The organism is Qipengyuania sp. HL-TH1 (assembly GCF_036365825.1).
GTDB lineage: Bacteria > Pseudomonadota > Alphaproteobacteria > Sphingomonadales > Sphingomonadaceae > Qipengyuania > Qipengyuania profunda.
In genome coordinates this window covers 621,062-635,901 of record NZ_CP142675.1, presented here as the reverse complement: position 1 = coordinate 635,901, position 14,840 = coordinate 621,062, and the positions used below count along the sequence as shown (strand labels likewise).

Below are 14,840 nucleotides of genomic sequence, written 5' to 3'. Positions count from 1 at the left end.
ATTTGGAGGGAAGCGGCACGATCGCCGTGCGCATCCGATAGCAGGTTGCGCGGTAAATTGGCGCGCGACGCTCAGGGTTGCGACAGATTGATTGCAAATGTTGCAATCGCGCTACAATCCGTCGCGCATATGCCACCCTTGCAACCTTCCCCGCTGTGCATGCGCGCGGGCTTGAATGCACGCGGGTGCTGCGCCATAGGCGCGCCAACACGAAAGGCCTGCTCGATGAAGATCCGCGTCCATGTTTCGCTCAAGCCCGGCGTCCTCGATCCGCAGGGCCGCGCCGTCCACCATGCCCTCGAAGGGCTTGGTTTCGACGGGGTTGCCGATGTTCGCGTGGGCCGGCTGATCGAACTCGAAGTGGCCGATGGCACGAGCGACGCGGCGCTGACCGATATGTGCGAGAAGCTGCTCGCCAATACGGTGATCGAAAACTACCGCATCGAGAAGGTCGGCTGATGGCTTTCCGCGCCGCCGTCATCACCTTCCCCGGTTCCAATTGCGACCGCGACATGGCGGTGGCAATCGAGCGGGTTACGGGCACTGCCCCGCTGCGGGTCTGGCATGCCGATGCCGAACTGCCCGAGCGGCTCGATTTCATCGCCCTGCCCGGCGGCTTCTCCTATGGCGATTACCTGCGGTCGGGCGCGATGGCGGCGAACAGCCCGGTCATGCGCGGCGTCAAGCAGCAGGCCGAACGCGGCGTGCCCGTGCTGGGCGTGTGCAACGGCTTCCAGGTGCTCACCGAAGCCGGCCTCCTGCCCGGTGCGCTGATGCGCAATGCCAGCCAGAACTTCATCTGCCGCACCGTCCCGCTGACGGTCGAGAACAACCAATCACTGTTCACCGGCGGCTACGACCAGGGCCAGACGATCCATATCCCGGTCGCGCATCACGACGGCAATTACTTCGCCGACGAAGATACGCTCGACCGGATCGAGGGCGAAGGCCGCGTGGCGTTCCGCTATGTCGAGAATTGCAACGGTTCGCGCCGCGACATCGCCGGAGTGCTCAATGCCGCGGGCAATGTGCTCGGCATGATGCCGCACCCCGAACGCGCGGTCGATCCGGCGCATGGCGGGACCGACGGCCTGGCGCTGTTCGAAAATGCCCTGAAAGCGCTGGCCGAAGCCTGATCAGGCGCTTTTGAGCCGCTGCTCCGCTGCCCGGCGGGTAAAGACGCCCGCAACGTCGTCGCGCGGCATCGGGCGACCGAAGTGGAAGCCCTGGATCTTGGTGCAGCCCATGCTGCGGATCATCTCCGCTTCTTCCTCGTTCTCGACGCCTTCGGCGGTCGTGGTCATGCCGAGGCTGTCGGCCATGGCGACGACAGCGCGGATGATCGCGATCGATTCGGGGCTCTGCTGCGCGGCACCCTGCACAAAGGTGCGATCGACCTTGATGGTCGAGAACTTGAGCTTGCGCAGGTAGCCGAGCGAGGAATAGCCGGTCCCGAAATCGTCGAGCGCGACCGAGCATCCCAGTGCCATGCACTCTTCGAGCGCGTTACGCGCCACGCTGGCATCGCGCAGGAAAATGCTTTCGGTCACCTCGATCTCGAGCCGCTTGGGATCGAGCCCGCTATCCGACAGCGCGCGCACGACCGTGGCGGAGAAATCGGTTTCGAGCAGCTGTTCGGGCGAGACATTGACGTTGACCTTGATGTTGGTCGGCCAGTTGTCGGCTGCCTCGCGGCAGGCCTCTTGCATCACCCAGGTGCCGATCGGCACGATCAGGCGGGTATCTTCCGCCAGCGGGATGAACTTGCCCGGGCTGACGAAGCCGTGATCGGCGCTGTCCCAGCGGATCAGCGCTTCGAAGCTGACGATCTCTTCGGTCGTGGCGTCCACCACCGGCTGGTAGTGCAGCAGCATCTCGTCGCGTTCGAGCGCATTGCGCAGCGAATGTTCGAGCTGGCGTTTCTCTTCGGCATTGGCGTGGAGCGAGGGTTCGTATTCGCGGTGCATGCCGCCGCCTTCGCCCTTCGCACGATACAGCGCGAGATCGGCGTTGCGGAGCAATTCCTCGACCGTGCGCCCGTCGCGCGGACCCAGCGCCGAACCGACGCTGGCACCGACATAGAGCACCTGGTTTTCGATGTGATAGGGTTCGGAAAGCCGCTGGATGATGTCACGCGCCAGCGTGTCCATGCGTTCGCGGTTGGCAATGTCGCGGATGACCACTGCGAATTCGTCGCCGCCCAGGCGGCCTACGACCTCGCCTTCGACGACCAGGCTTTTCAGCCGCGCGGCGACTTCGCCAAGCATCCGGTCGCCGACCAGGTGTCCAAGCGAATCGTTGATTGCCTTGAACCGGTCGAGGTCGATCATGAGAAACGCACAGCGCGAGCGCCATTCGGCAGCATATTTGAGCGCCTCGCCCAGCGCCTCGTTGAGCATGCGGCGGTTGGGCAGCTGGGTCAGCGTGTCGTAGCGCGCAAGATATTCGATCTTCTCCGAGGATTCGCGCTGCTCGGTGACATCGGAGCCGACCCCGCGGAACCCCTGATAGGTTCCCATTTCGTCGACGATCGGTGTGCCCGACAGCTCCCACCAGCGGTCCTGGCCGTCGATCGAGACCCTGACCACGAGGTTGGAGAAATTCTTCTTTCGCTTCAGCTTATCGGCCAGCTCGTGCAGGCTCGGCGGGAAGCGGCCGGTTTTCCAGCCGTCGCCCGAAATCAGCTGGAGGAAGGATTCCCCCTCGATCTCGCTGGGCTGCTTGCCCAGCGAAAAGGCGAAACGCGGCGAGACCGATTTGAGGCGGCGACGCGGATCGATCTGCCACAACCAATCGGCCTGGCCTTCCTCGAATTCGCGCAGCAGCATGGAGACGACTTCGCTCTTCTCCTGCATCGCCGATTCGGCGAGCCGCGCAGCCACGCGGATACGGGCGCTTTCGATAACGCCGAAGATCGCCAGCAGCGTGGTCATGAGCACGACGACGGCAAGTCCGTACTGGGCGGTGATCAGGCTGGCTGCGAACCCGCCTGCTCCGGCGGCCAGCGTAAAGGCAATCGAGCTGAGCGGCGCGCCGAAGCGGCTCGCGCTGCTCGCCACGACAAGCATGGCAACGACGGCCCAGACGAGCACGACCGATGCCGGATCCGCAAGCCAGGCGCAGGCAAGCATGCCCGCCGACCACACCGCACCCTTGGTGCCCGTGGCCATCGCATGGGATTTCATCTCTGCGAGTTCGATAAAGCGATTGTCGGCATCGCCCAGCCCGAGGTCGGAGCGGGAGGCGAAGCCCACCGCAACAAGCAGCGCAAGCCCCCACAACCCGAGCACGACTGTCGGAAGCGAACCATAGAGCGTCACCGCAACGAGCAGGAAGCTTGTCAGATGCAGGCCGATACGGACCTTCACCCGTTCCTGCAGCAAGGCATATTGCTGGCCGTGAACCACGCCCCAATCGGAGCCCTCGGGCGCTTCAAGCCCGATGACCTGCCGAGTCGACAGCGCAGGTGCACTGGTTTGTTGGGGGTTTACCGGCTCGCTCACCCGGGGACGATTAACCGCAAAACCTTATCCTCTGGTAAAAGACGGACCAAACAGTTGAGGCAGGAAAAAACGGTCAAACCGGCCCTAAGTTACTCCACAGTAACAGATTTCGCCAGATTTCGCGGCTGATCGACATCGGTGCCTTTGACGCAAGCCACGTGATAAGCGAGCAATTGCACCGGTATCGCGTAAACCAAAGGTGCGATCAGCGGATGGACGCGCGGCATCTCGATCGTCGCGAGACAGCCCTCGCCGGCAGCTTCCAAACCCTCGGCATCGGAGATCAGCACGATCTGTCCGCCACGCGCACGCACCTCTTCCATATTCGACACGGTCTTTTCGAACAGCGGACCTGAAGGCGCGAGCACGATCACCGGAACATCGTCGTCGATCAGCGCAATGGGGCCATGCTTCATTTCCCCGCTGGCATAGCCCTCGGCGTGGATATAGCTGATCTCCTTCAGCTTCAGCGCCCCTTCGAGCGCGAGCGCATAATCAGGCCCCCGGCCCATATAAAGAACGTCGCGCGCCGGGGCGATCAGATGCGCCATGCTGGCGATATCGTCATCATGGTCGAGCGCGGCGTTGAGCGCGGCAGGCGCTTCGAGCAGATGCGCGACCACCTCCTGCTCCTCGGCGCGGCTCATCAGCCCCTTCTTCACCGCCATATGCGCGGCCAGCGCAGCGAGTACGGCAAGCTGGCAGCTGAAGGCCTTGGTCGAGGCGACGCCGATCTCGGGCCCGGCATGCGTCGGCAGCAGCAGGTCCGCCTCGCGCGCCATCGAGCTGGTCGGCACGTTGACGATCACGCCGATCGTCTGGCCGTTTTGCTTGCAATGACGCAGCGCGGCGAGCGTATCGGCGGTTTCGCCGCTCTGCGAAATGAACAGTGCCAGTCCGCCTTCCTCCAGCACCGGCTCGCGATAGCGAAACTCCGATGCCACATCGATATCGACCGGCACGCGGGCGAAGCGTTCGAACCAGTATTTTGCCACCATGCCGGCATAGAAGGACGTGCCGCAGGCAACGATGGTGATGCGCCTGACGCTGGAAATGTCGAAATCGAACTGCGGCAATGCGACCGAATTGTCCGACTGGCGCAGGTAGGAGCCGAGCGTCTGCGCGACCACGGTCGGCTGCTCGAAAATCTCCTTCTGCATGAAGTGGCGGTAATTGCCCTTCTCGACCGCCGCGGCCGAGGCACCCGAACTGCGCACCTCGCGCTCGACCGCCTGGTTCTCCGCGTCATAGATAGCGGCGCCATCGCGCGACACGACCACCCAGTCGCCTTCTTCGAGATAGCTGATCTGTTGCGTCAGCGGGGCCAGCGCCAGCGCGTCCGACCCGATATAGGTCTCGCCATCGCCATAGCCGACGACCAGCGGCGAGCCGCGGCGGGCGCCGATCAGCAGATCGGGATGGTCGCGGAAGGCGATCGCCAGCGCAAAGGCCCCGCGCAGGCGCGGCAACACCGTGGCGACGGCTTCCTGCGGACTGCTGCCCGTTTCGACCAGCCGCGACACCAGATGCGCGACCACTTCGCTATCGGTATCGCTTTCGAGCGTGCGGCCATCGGCACGCAGTTCGGCACGCAGCTCCTTATAATTCTCGATGATCCCATTGTGCACCAGCGCCACCTGCCCGGTCGCATGCGGATGCGCATTCTGCGCGGTCGGCGCGCCGTGCGTGGCCCAGCGCGTATGCGCGATTCCGGTGTCGCCGGGGGCGGGATTGTCCGCCAGTTCGACCACCAGATTGTTGAGCTTGCCCTCGGCGCGCCGACGGATCAGTTCGCCCTGGTCGAGCGTGCAGATCCCGGCGCTGTCATAGCCGCGGTATTCCATCCGGCGCAGGCCATCGACCAGCCGTTCCGCCACGGGTTCTGCCCCGACAATACCGATAATTCCGCACATGCGCCGTATTCTCCGATTGGCTGTGTGGCGCGAGACTTAGCGGTTCCTGACGGGCAATCAATCGGTCCGGCAGAATGGGTGCGCGCGGCTCGCCTTCAACATCGTGGATCGCCGCGCGCGCGGGACGTGCTTACGCGTCACCCCCTATTAGGGAATAATCAAGGTTTCCAAATTATTCACCACGCTTCTAGAGGCGGACTTGGGCGCATAAGCGCAAGGTTCCGCTGGGCGAATCAAGAGTTTCTTCGGGGGTTACCGGAATGAGCGCATTCGGACGGAAAAACGGGCCGGCAGGTATGGGCGCCGGTGCCCGTCCGCAATTTGGTGTGGCCAAACCCATGCGGGGCGGCTCGCCCACCCCTTCGCCATCAAAGCCCGACCGGGACGATGGCGGAGACCAGTTCCCCCCGCTGCCTGAAAACGACGTACCTTCCGCCGGGTCCAACAGCACCGGCGACGCGATGTCGCGGCTCGAAGAGCGGATGAATTCCACACATTCGGGCCAGAGCGAAGTCGGCGGGTTCGAAGCCAGCGTCCACAAGATCAAGGAACAGGTGCTGCCGCGCCTGCTCGAACGCGTCGATCCCGAAGCCGCGGCCACATTGTCCAAGGATGAGCTGTCGGAAGAATTCCGTCCGATCATCATGGAAGTGCTGGCCGAACTGAAGGTCACGCTGAACCGCCGCGAGCAATTCGCGCTCGAAAAGGTCCTCGTCGACGAATTGCTCGGCTTCGGTCCGCTCGAGGAATTGCTCAACGATCCCGACGTCTCGGACATCATGGTCAACGGCCCCGACCAGACCTATATCGAAAAAAAGGGCAAGCTGATCATCGCGCCGATCAAATTCCGCGACGAGACGCACCTCTTCCAGATCGCCCAGCGCATCGTCAATCAGGTCGGCCGCCGCGTCGACCAGACCACGCCGCTGGCCGACGCCCGTCTCAAGGACGGCAGCCGTGTCAACGTCATCGTCCCGCCGCTGTCGCTGCGCGGGACCGCGATCTCGATTCGTAAATTCTCCGAAAAGCCGATCACGCTCGACATGCTCAAGGACTTCGGTTCGATGAGCGACAAGATGTGTACCGCGCTCAAGATCGCCGGCGCCTGCCGGATGAACGTGGTCATTTCGGGCGGTACCGGTTCGGGTAAGACGACCATGCTCAACGCCCTGTCGAAAATGATCGACCCGGGCGAGCGCGTGCTGACGATCGAGGATGCGGCCGAATTGCGTCTGCAGCAGCCACACTGGCTGCCGCTCGAAACCCGCCCGCCCAACCTCGAAGGACAGGGTGCGATCACCATCGGCGACCTCGTCAAGAACGCGCTGCGTATGCGTCCCGACCGCATCATCCTGGGCGAAATTCGCGGCGCGGAATGTTTCGACCTGCTCGCCGCGATGAATACGGGCCATGATGGTTCGATGTGTACGCTTCACGCCAATAGCCCGCGCGAATGCCTTGGCCGTATGGAAAACATGATCCTGATGGGCGACATCAAGATCCCCAAGGAAGCCATCAGCCGCCAGATCGCGGAAAGCGTCGATATCATCGTCCAGGTCAAGCGCCTGCGCGACGGTTCGCGCCGGACGACCAACATCACCGAAGTGATCGGGATGGAAGGCGACGTGATCGTGACGCAGGAACTGTTCAAGTTCGAATATCTGGACGAGGGCGAAGACGGCAAGATCATGGGCGAATACCGCTCGTCGGGCCTGCGTCCCTACACGCTCGAAAAGGCGCGCCAGTTCGGCTTCGACCAGGCGTATCTGGAAGCGTGTCTCTGACGCGCGCCCTCTGGTGCAGGCGATCTAAACCCGCGGAATTGTAAGAACACGCCGCACAAAGGCGACTTCTTACAATCACGTACCGTCCGACCGGCGTATACCCGCTTTAAGGGTAGGAACACGCCATGTTGAACAAGCTTCTCTTTCTGGGCCACCGCAAGCCGAAGCGGGACACGCTGCGCGATCTCGCGCGCGAACGGCATTTCGAGGCGCTGTACATGCAGAGCTTCACCGAAATGCGCGCGCGCAGCCCCAAGGCCGAGCACGCTATCCCTGGATAATCGCGGGGATCGACGCTGCCAGCAGGCCGCCGGCAAACACCGCAAAGGTCAGGAACAGCCCCGTCCACGGCATCCAGCCGACGCGGTTGAGCACCGTCCGCTTCATTCTGCGCCGCTCCATCGCAAGACAGAACAGCGCCGCCACCAGGAAGGCCGCGGCCCAATAGGCGGCGAGTTCGGCATCGCTTGCGAACAGCAGGAAATCGGGTTCTTCCATTACGCGGCCATATGGGCAGACCATGCACCGCCTGCAATCTCCCGTTTGCACACCGCCATGGCTGGGCTAACCGCCCCGTGCGATGCAGCCCGAAAGCGATCATCCCCACCATCGGCCCCTGCTCGCGCTGGGGCTGCGTCTTGCCGCCGCTTTCGTGCTCGCCGCGCTGCTCGCCTGCGTCAAGCTGGCCAGCGACAAGGGCATCCATCTCGCCGAAATCATGTTCTGGCGGCAATTGCCGACGATCCCGATCCTGTTCGCCTGGTTCGCGCTGCGCGGCCGGCTCGATGTGCTCGCCACGCGCCGCACCGGATCGCACCTGCGCCGCTCGGGCTTCGGCCTCGTCGGCATGGCGATGAATTTCGGCGCGGCGACCCTGCTGCCGCTCGCGGTCGCGACCACCCTCAATTACAGCTCGGCGATCTTCGCGGTACTGCTGTCCGCGCTGATCCTGCGCGAGCCGACGGGCGTATGGCGCTGGAGCGCGGTGGCGATGGGCTTTGCCGGCGTCGTGCTGATCGCGCAGCCCTGGAGCGGCGAACTGCCGCTGCTGGGCGCGGCGATCGCGCTCGGCGCCGCGCTGATGATCGCGCTGATCTCGGTCCAGTTGCGCGATCTGGGGCGAACTGAGCACCCCTTCACTATCGTATTCTATTTCTCGCTCTTCTCGGTCCCGGTCCTCGCGCTGGCAATGCCCATCGTCGGCAAGGCGCATGCGCCCGAGGAGTGGCTGCTGCTGCTGGCCTGCGGGGTCATCGGGCTGCTGGGGCAGGTGCTGCTGACCGCGGCGCTGCGCTACGGCGCGGTCGCGAATGTCATCGTGATGGATTATTCGGGGCTGATCTGGGCGACGCTGTTCGGCTGGCTGGTCTTCACCAGTCTCCCGCCCGCGTCCTTCTGGTTCGGCGCGCCGCTGGTGGTGGGGGCCGGATTGCTGATCGCCTGGCGCGAACACCGGCTCGGCCTGGCGCGCAGGGCATTGATGGAACCGAAGGAAGCATGATCCGTTGAATCTTTCGCACCCCGCGATGGGAGCCCTTTGGGAAGGAAACGATAATGATCAAGAAAATCCTGCTCGCCCTCGGCATCACCACGATGACGCTGACCGCCGCCGCCTGCAACACCGTGCGCGGCGCGGGCGACGACCTGCAATCCGCCGCCAACACGGTCGACGACGCGACCTGAGTAGAGCCAACAGTTGACAGCGAGACGCCCGCCCTCACCGGCGGGCGTTTTCGTATGCGGGCTATTTCCCCGTCAGGCGTTTCCACACCCAGCGCCAGAAGCGGGCCTCGAGCACCATCAGCCGGGCGATCACCGGCGGGATGCCTTGCCGCTCGAGGGCGGCAGCGCTCGGCGCTGCGCCAAAGACGATCCGCAACATGGCCATGATCGCGGCGGCTTCGAACAATAGCAGTACGATGAGCCCGACCCAGCGCAGACCCGCGCCGAATCCCAGCAGGTCCTGCGCTTCGGGCGGGACGATCTGGCCCGCCAGCCAGATACCGCCGCAAAACAGCGCAAGCATGCGCAGCGCGAGCGCCCGGCGCGGCATGTCGCGATAACAGACCGCGAACAGCACCGGCATGAAGATGCACCAGTCGAACAGGACAATCGCTTCGCCCAGCTTCGGTTGCTGGTTCCACATAGGCGCACCGCGCAAGGACCAGGAGGCGGCAAGCCACACGGGCAGCAGCAGATAGAACCAGTGGCGGCTGGCGAGTTCACGAATGGATAGGGCGGTCATGAGGCGTCTCCCTCATGCGACACCCTATCGGCGAGGCGTGGCGGCGCAAGTGTGCTCGCGCTGAGCAGAAGACAATCGCGCCGCCTGCGACAAGCCCGCATCAGACGGTTCGCGGGTAGTGCGTGGTTCGGCGCGGATCATGTTTCACGGTTCCCGCCGCTGCCAGAGTCGGGCTCGAATGGCATGAGTTCTGCTTTGGGGTGGAAAGCGGAAATCGCGAAAGCTAGACAAACGAGGCTATGAACCACCCTCAGATGCTCACTGAAATTGACGTCAGCCAGCTTGCAGACGCCTTCCCCATGTCGATGAGGACAAACGCGGTCGAAGCCGGAAAGGTGGTCCATGGCCTTCTTGATCCACGACAATGGGCCAAGCAAGTGAGCCTTCTAGTTGGCGGAGAGAAAATACTCGTGCCGCGACGGCTGCGATATAGCGAGGCCCAAAGCGCATCCTCGAACGACGGCCGCATCGCGCAAATGGCCGCCTGTCTCCAAACTCAGAGTTCCAACGGCTTTGACCGGCAGCGTGCTTTGCGATCACTTCTACCCGCGGTGCAGCCATGGTCTGCACCCTTTGTGGTAACCCTGATCGGTGAGTATGTCGTCGAGATCATCGAGGACATCGCAGGTGCGACCACTCCGTCAAATGTTGACGCGATGATCTCATTTATCTCCGAAAATTGTGACTATTGGGAACTGACTAAGCAGCGCGTGGCCAGTTACTGGAATGCCTACTACAGACATAAATACACAAAGCTGAATTACCCCGGATTTCAGCTAGTGAGGACACTTGAGACTAGCCTACGCGCACGCGCTGCATGATGTCCGGTTTCGGGTCGTTAGCCGGCATTCCCCCTTAGCCTCGCCGGTAGACCAGCGCCAGATTGTTGGCAGGCATCGCGTGGCGCGCAGTTCGGCGCAGGCCGTGGTCTGCGGCAAGCCGGTCGAGATCGGCGGTATTGCGCAGACCCCATTCGGAGTTGCGCTGTTTGAGCGACTGGTCGAACGCCAGGTTCGACGGCGCGGTCTCCAGATCGGGTTCGATGAAGGGGCCGTAAAGCACCAGTGGTGCGCCGCTGGCCAATATCCGCCCTGCCCCCGCAAACAGCCCGACCGCCGCGTCCCATGGGCTGATATGCACCATGTTCACGCACAGCACCGCATCCGCCGCCGTGATCGGCCAGTCGGCCTGCGCGGCATCGAGTGCGATTGCAGGGTGCAGGTTTGCGCAGCCGCCTTCGGCCGCCCAGGCATCGACCGAGGCCAGTGCCTCCGCATCGTGATCGCTCGGTTGCCAGCCCAGCGCGGGAAAGCGCCGCGCGAGGAACGCCGCGTGTTCGCCGCTCCCGCTGGCGATTTCGAGCACCAGCCCGCTCGCGGGCAATTCCTCCGCCAGCACCCCGGCCAATGGCTCCGAATTGCGCGCGGTGGCGGGTGCGTGGCGCTTCAATTGACCTGCCTGTCGCGCCCTTCCCAATAGGGGGCGCGCAATTCGCGGCGCAGGATCTTGCCGCTGGCGTTGCGCGGCATTTCGGGAATGACATCGACCGTCTTGGGGACCTTGAAGCCTGCCAGCCGCTCGCGAGTGAAGGTGATGATATCCTCGGCATCCACTTCGCTGCCCGGCTTGGCCACGACGCAGGCCTTGACCGCTTCGCCCCAGGTATCGTCGGGTACGCCGATCACCGCGACCTCGCCCACTGCCGGGTGGCCGTAGATCGCGCTTTCGACCTGCGCGGGATAGACGTTCTCGCCGCCCGAGATGATCATGTCCTTGATGCGGTCCTGGATATAGACGTAGCCATCCTCGTCCATATAGGCGGCGTCGCCCGTGTGCATCCAGCCGTCCTTCAGCGCGCCGCGGGTGGCATCGGGCAGGTTCCAATAGCCCTGCATGTTCGACGGACTCTTGCAGATCAGTTCACCCACCTCGCCGCGCGGAAGTTCGGCGCCGTCTTCGCCGACCACCTTGAGCTCGGCACCCGGTACGGCCTTGCCCGCACTGCGCATGCGCTGGTTGCCGTCGAGCGCGTGATCCTCGGGCGGGAGCATGGCAATGGTGCCGGTCGTCTCGGTCATGCCGTAGCATTGCAGGAAGCCCGCGCCGGGAATGGTCTGGACCGCCTCGCGCAGCAGGTCGAGCGGGATCGGCGCGGCGCCATACATGACATATTTGACCGCCGACATATCGGTGTCCTTCGCGCGCGGGTGCTGGACCACCATTTGCAGCGCGGCGGGCACGATGAACAGCCGGGTGATCCCCTGTTCGAAGCCGTCGAGCACGCCATCGGGCGTAAACTCGGACTGGACGATGCCGCGGATGCCCGCCGCGATCGCCATGATGCCAAGCCCGGTCCCGCCGATATGCGCGCAGGGCATGCAGATCAGGATCGCCTCGTCCTCGTCCCAGCTCGACCATGGCTGTGCCGCCGCTTCGGCGGGCTGGCGCAGCGAGAAGAGGTTGGCATTGGTCAGCACCGCGCCCTTGGGATTGCCCGTGGTGCCCGAAGTGTAGAGCTGGAGGACCGGATCGTCGGGTCCCGCGCCGTCGAATGCATCGGCCGGTGCGGCGGCGATTTCGCGCTGGGCGGTCGGCGTGTCGATAATCTCGGGGGGTGTATCCAGTTCGCCGCAGGCCTTGGCGGCAAGTTCGCCGAACCCTTCGTCGATGAACACCAGCTTCGCGCCCGTATCGCCGAGGATATAGGCGATTTCGGGCGCGGCGAGACGCCAGCCGATCGGCACCATGACCACCCCGATGCGCGCGGCGGAATAGAACAGTTCGAAATAGTGCCGCGCGTTCTTGCCGAGCCAGGCGATCCGGTCGCCCTTGCCCACCCCGTGCGCGGCGAGCATCGCCACGATCCGGCGCGAGCGGTCCTCCAGCTCGGCGAAGGTCAGCGCAGCGCCATCCTGTTCGAGCGCGACCTGATCGGGCTTTTCCTGCGCCCAATGCGTGATGAGCTCATCGAAAGTGAGCTTTTCGGTATCTGCCATATATCCTCTCCGCTGTTTTCAGCAGTTGGAGGCATCATGGCAGGTCGGTTGCGTTGCGCAACCCGATTCCGACAGGCGTTACTGCCAGCGTCCGCCGGCCCGCGCACGACGTTCGCGAATGGCCAGCCACAGGAACAGGCCGAGCGGCCCGGCAAAGAAGGTCGCGAGCAGGATCGGTGCCTGCAGCAGCCGCGAAAAGCCCTTGGCATCGGCATCGCGCGCAATCCACAGACCGGCGAAGAGATCGAAGGCGAGGTAGTGGATCCAGCCGACGGTCACGCCGCCATCGCTGGAGAAAATCGCGCGGACGCCCTCGATCGTCGAGAAGCTGGCGGCTTCACCCGAGCCGAGGGGAACGGGGTCGAAGGCGCCCGTCAGGATACCGATCAAGCCGACGGTATAGGCAAGGCACAGCAGCCCCACCCCGGCATAGAGCACCGCCGCCAGCAGCGCCGGCCAGCGCGGCAGCAGGATCAATCCGGCCCACATGATCATGGCGAGCGCATTGGCTGTCCCGAAAGCCGTATCCCACATCAGAGCACCTCATGTTCGATTTGCGGCAGCGTATGCGCCGCGCGCTGGATGGCGTCGTTATCATGCACGAAGCGGCCGCGTGCGGCCCGCTTTGCAAGCGCCAGCGCCGCGCGGGCAACGACATCGGCCTTGATACCACGATACTGGCGATATTTGCCATGGAGCAGCAGGTTCGCCACCGGCGCTGCCGCGATGCCGAACCGCTCGGCAGGTCGGCGATCGTTCTCGCGCGTGCCGCGCAGCAGGCCGGGGCGCAGGATGTCGAGCCGGTTGAAGCGCAGCTTGGTCAGCTCGCGCTCGACCTCGCCTTTCACGCGCAGGTAGAACGGTTTCACCATCGGATCGGCGCCGACCGAGCTGATATGGACGAAGCGTTCGACCCCCAGTTCGCGCGCCGCGCGGGCGGTGTCGAGCACGAGGTCCTGATCGACCGCGCGAAACGCCGCCTCGTCCGCGCCCGCCTTTTTCCAGGTCGTGCCCAGCGCGCAGATGATCGCCTTGGGCTGGACCGCCTCGATCACCTCGCCCCATTTGGCGGGCTCGGCGACGAACAGCTCCATGCGGATACCGCGCGGCAGCGCCACCTCGCGCCGCGCGATACCGGTAAGGCGCAGGTCCTCGCGCCCGACGCATTGCCCGATCACGCTCGAACCGACGAGCCCGGTGGCGCCGATCAGGGCGATGCGAACCGCGTCAGACATTGCTCAGCCCTTCGGGCGTGCTGCCGTAGATGCGGTTGCACTGGGTGATCGCATAGCGATCGGTCATTCCGGCGATGAAGTCCGCGATATGGCGGCTGCGCTGCGGTTCCTGCGCGGGCAACGTGGCGAGCCAGTCGTCGGGCATGGTGCGCGGGTCGTCGTGATAGGCGGCGAACAGCCGCGCGATCACGTCGCGCGCGCGTTCGGCGGTGGCGAGCTGTTCCTCGTGATAATAGAGCCGGTCGTACATGAAGCGCTTGAGCACGCGTTCGCGTTCACCCATCGCGGGCGAGAACCCGGCCAGCTGGCGGCCCGCGCCGCGCACTTCTTGGACGCTGGCAATGCCCTGTACCTGTTCGCGCGTATGCGTGAGGACGTCGTTGACCATCAGCCCGATCTGCGTGCGGACCAATTCGCGCAGCTGGCGATCGCGCGGGGCGAAGGGAAAGCGTTTCTCCACCGCGCGCCACTGATCGGCCAGCCAGTCGAGCGCGAGCAGATCGTCGAGTTCGAGGAAGCCGGCGCGCAGGCCGTCGTCGATGTCGTGATTATCGTAGGCGATGTCGTCCGCGACCGCCGCGACCTGTGCCTCCAGCGAGGGCCAGGTCGCGAGATCGAGCGGGAACGCACGATCGATTTCGGCCAGCGCCCAGCTCGGCGCGGCGACCGGGCCGTTGTGCTTGGCCAGCCCTTCGAGCGTCTCCCATGTGAGGTTGAGCCCGTCGTGGTCGCAATAAGGGCTTTCGAGCCGCGCCAGCGTCCGCAGGCCCTGCGCGTTGTGGTCATAGCCACCGGCATGGACCATGGCCTCTTCAAGCGCCTTTTCGCCCGCATGGCCGAAGGGCGGGTGGCCGATGTCGTGACCCAGGCACAGCGCTTCGGTCAGGTCCTCGTCGAGCCCCAGCTCGCGCGCCAGCACGCGGCCGACCTGCGCGACCTCGAGACTATGCGTCAGCCGGGTGCGGTAATGGTCGCCATCGGGCGAGACGAACACCTGCGTCTTGGAACGCAGGCGGCGGAAGGCGATCGAATGGACGATGCGGTCGCGGTCGCGCTGGAATTCGCTGCGCGGGCCGCGCGATCCCTCGCGTTCCTCGGTGAATTCGCGCCCGCGGCTGGCGGCGGGATCGGAAGCGTAGGGGGCTGTGTGCATGCCCGCCGAGG

At 64.4% G+C, this 14,840-nt stretch carries 16 protein-coding genes; 7 read left to right on the top strand and 9 right to left on the bottom strand.

Translation table 11 applies throughout. From position 1 onward, the window contains the following. Positions 1-225 precede the first annotated feature (225 nt). Positions 226-459: a phosphoribosylformylglycinamidine synthase subunit PurS gene (gene purS / locus VWN43_RS03650; RefSeq protein WP_320180622.1), complete on the top strand. Its 234-nt coding sequence runs from the start codon at positions 226-228 to the stop codon at positions 457-459. Then, positions 459-1,136, top strand: coding sequence for a phosphoribosylformylglycinamidine synthase subunit PurQ (purQ, locus tag VWN43_RS03645; RefSeq protein ID WP_320180623.1), 678 nt, complete (start codon positions 459-461; stop codon positions 1,134-1,136). The genes purS and purQ overlap by 1 nt, the downstream gene beginning before the upstream one ends. Here the strand turns inward: purQ and VWN43_RS03640 are convergent, their stop codons facing one another. Next, on the bottom strand, positions 1,137-3,503 hold the full coding sequence (locus tag VWN43_RS03640) for a putative bifunctional diguanylate cyclase/phosphodiesterase (protein ID WP_320180624.1): 2,367 nt from the start codon (positions 3,501-3,503) through the stop codon (positions 1,137-1,139). 89 nt (positions 3,504-3,592) lie between these two features. Next, positions 3,593-5,416: a glutamine--fructose-6-phosphate transaminase (isomerizing) gene (gene glmS / locus VWN43_RS03635; protein WP_320180625.1), complete on the bottom strand. Its 1,824-nt coding sequence runs from the start codon at positions 5,414-5,416 to the stop codon at positions 3,593-3,595. A gap of 260 nt (positions 5,417-5,676) precedes the next feature. Here glmS and VWN43_RS03630 point away from each other — a divergent pair, with 260 nt between their 5' ends. Together VWN43_RS03630 and VWN43_RS03625 are read left to right on the top strand one after the other, a co-directional pair. Beyond that, positions 5,677-7,200 carry a TadA family conjugal transfer-associated ATPase gene (locus VWN43_RS03630; protein ID WP_320180626.1) on the top strand — a complete coding sequence of 508 codons (1,524 nt, stop codon included), beginning with the start codon at positions 5,677-5,679 and terminating at the stop codon, positions 7,198-7,200. Between the two features lie 125 nt (positions 7,201-7,325). Beyond that, positions 7,326-7,481, top strand: coding sequence for a hypothetical protein (locus VWN43_RS03625; protein WP_253517602.1), 156 nt, complete (start codon positions 7,326-7,328; stop codon positions 7,479-7,481). Here the strand turns inward: VWN43_RS03625 and VWN43_RS03620 are convergent. After that, positions 7,468-7,698 (bottom strand): hypothetical protein, encoded by a 231-nt coding sequence (locus VWN43_RS03620; protein WP_253517605.1) that lies wholly within the window; start codon positions 7,696-7,698, stop codon positions 7,468-7,470. The genes VWN43_RS03625 and VWN43_RS03620 overlap by 14 nt on opposite strands. A gap of 82 nt (positions 7,699-7,780) precedes the next feature. Here VWN43_RS03620 and VWN43_RS03615 point away from each other — a divergent pair, with 82 nt between their 5' ends. Together VWN43_RS03615 and VWN43_RS03610 are read left to right on the top strand one after the other, a co-directional pair. After that, a complete protein-coding gene (locus VWN43_RS03615; RefSeq protein ID WP_320180627.1) occupies positions 7,781-8,701 on the top strand; it encodes a DMT family transporter in 921 nt (306 codons plus the stop codon). Positions 8,702-8,754: 53 nt separating this feature from the next. Further along, positions 8,755-8,883 carry a hypothetical protein gene (locus VWN43_RS03610; RefSeq protein ID WP_263606348.1) on the top strand — a complete coding sequence of 43 codons (129 nt, stop codon included), beginning with the start codon at positions 8,755-8,757 and terminating at the stop codon, positions 8,881-8,883. 61 nt (positions 8,884-8,944) lie between these two features. On the opposite strand, the gene VWN43_RS03605 is transcribed toward VWN43_RS03610, so the two are convergent. Further along, complete coding sequence (locus tag VWN43_RS03605; protein ID WP_320180628.1) at positions 8,945-9,445, bottom strand: hypothetical protein; 501 nt, start codon at positions 9,443-9,445, stop codon at positions 8,945-8,947. A 254-nt stretch (positions 9,446-9,699) separates the two neighbouring features. Between VWN43_RS03605 and VWN43_RS03600 the strand changes: the two genes are divergently transcribed. Continuing rightward, complete coding sequence (locus VWN43_RS03600) at positions 9,700-10,266, top strand: hypothetical protein (RefSeq protein WP_320180629.1); 567 nt, start codon at positions 9,700-9,702, stop codon at positions 10,264-10,266. A gap of 34 nt (positions 10,267-10,300) precedes the next feature. Here VWN43_RS03600 and VWN43_RS03595 read toward each other — a convergent pair whose 3' ends face one another. From VWN43_RS03595 to VWN43_RS03575, 5 genes are all read right to left on the bottom strand, one after another. Beyond that, positions 10,301-10,894, bottom strand: a complete 594-nt coding sequence (locus VWN43_RS03595; protein WP_320180630.1) for a DUF938 domain-containing protein — start codon at positions 10,892-10,894, stop codon at positions 10,301-10,303. Next, positions 10,891-12,441 (bottom strand): fatty acid--CoA ligase, encoded by a 1,551-nt coding sequence (locus tag VWN43_RS03590; protein WP_330768113.1) that lies wholly within the window; start codon positions 12,439-12,441, stop codon positions 10,891-10,893. The genes VWN43_RS03595 and VWN43_RS03590 overlap by 4 nt, the downstream gene beginning before the upstream one ends. A 78-nt stretch (positions 12,442-12,519) precedes the next feature. Further along, positions 12,520-12,975 carry an ABA4-like family protein gene (locus VWN43_RS03585; protein ID WP_320180633.1) on the bottom strand — a complete coding sequence of 152 codons (456 nt, stop codon included), beginning with the start codon at positions 12,973-12,975 and terminating at the stop codon, positions 12,520-12,522. Continuing rightward, the gene (locus VWN43_RS03580; RefSeq protein WP_320180634.1) at positions 12,975-13,676 is read right to left on the bottom strand and encodes an NAD(P)H-binding protein; all 702 of its coding nucleotides are present in this window, start codon (positions 13,674-13,676) and stop codon (positions 12,975-12,977) included. The genes VWN43_RS03585 and VWN43_RS03580 overlap by 1 nt, the downstream gene beginning before the upstream one ends. Continuing rightward, a complete protein-coding gene (locus VWN43_RS03575; RefSeq protein ID WP_320180635.1) occupies positions 13,669-14,829 on the bottom strand; it encodes a deoxyguanosinetriphosphate triphosphohydrolase in 1,161 nt (386 codons plus the stop codon). The genes VWN43_RS03580 and VWN43_RS03575 overlap by 8 nt, the downstream gene beginning before the upstream one ends. Positions 14,830-14,840: the final 11 nt, after the last annotated feature.

Coding starts and splice junctions, on each gene's coding strand:
- VWN43_RS03590 (WP_330768113.1), bottom strand. CDS start 12,441: ATGGCAGATACCGAAAAGCTCACTTTCGATGAGCTCATCACGCATTGG.
- glmS (WP_320180625.1), bottom strand. CDS start 5,416: ATGTGCGGAATTATCGGTATTGTCGGGGCAGAACCCGTGGCGGAACGG.
- VWN43_RS03615 (WP_320180627.1), top strand. CDS start 7,781: ATGCAGCCCGAAAGCGATCATCCCCACCATCGGCCCCTGCTCGCGCTG.
- VWN43_RS03630 (WP_320180626.1), top strand. CDS start 5,677: ATGAGCGCATTCGGACGGAAAAACGGGCCGGCAGGTATGGGCGCCGGT.
- VWN43_RS03580 (WP_320180634.1), bottom strand. CDS start 13,676: ATGTCTGACGCGGTTCGCATCGCCCTGATCGGCGCCACCGGGCTCGTC.
- VWN43_RS03575 (WP_320180635.1), bottom strand. CDS start 14,829: ATGCACACAGCCCCCTACGCTTCCGATCCCGCCGCCAGCCGCGGGCGC.
- VWN43_RS03585 (WP_320180633.1), bottom strand. CDS start 12,975: ATGTGGGATACGGCTTTCGGGACAGCCAATGCGCTCGCCATGATCATG.
- VWN43_RS03610 (WP_263606348.1), top strand. CDS start 8,755: ATGATCAAGAAAATCCTGCTCGCCCTCGGCATCACCACGATGACGCTG.
- purQ (WP_320180623.1), top strand. CDS start 459: ATGGCTTTCCGCGCCGCCGTCATCACCTTCCCCGGTTCCAATTGCGAC.
- VWN43_RS03600 (WP_320180629.1), top strand. CDS start 9,700: ATGCTCACTGAAATTGACGTCAGCCAGCTTGCAGACGCCTTCCCCATG.
- purS (WP_320180622.1), top strand. CDS start 226: ATGAAGATCCGCGTCCATGTTTCGCTCAAGCCCGGCGTCCTCGATCCG.
- VWN43_RS03620 (WP_253517605.1), bottom strand. CDS start 7,698: ATGGAAGAACCCGATTTCCTGCTGTTCGCAAGCGATGCCGAACTCGCC.
- VWN43_RS03605 (WP_320180628.1), bottom strand. CDS start 9,445: ATGACCGCCCTATCCATTCGTGAACTCGCCAGCCGCCACTGGTTCTAT.
- VWN43_RS03625 (WP_253517602.1), top strand. CDS start 7,326: ATGTTGAACAAGCTTCTCTTTCTGGGCCACCGCAAGCCGAAGCGGGAC.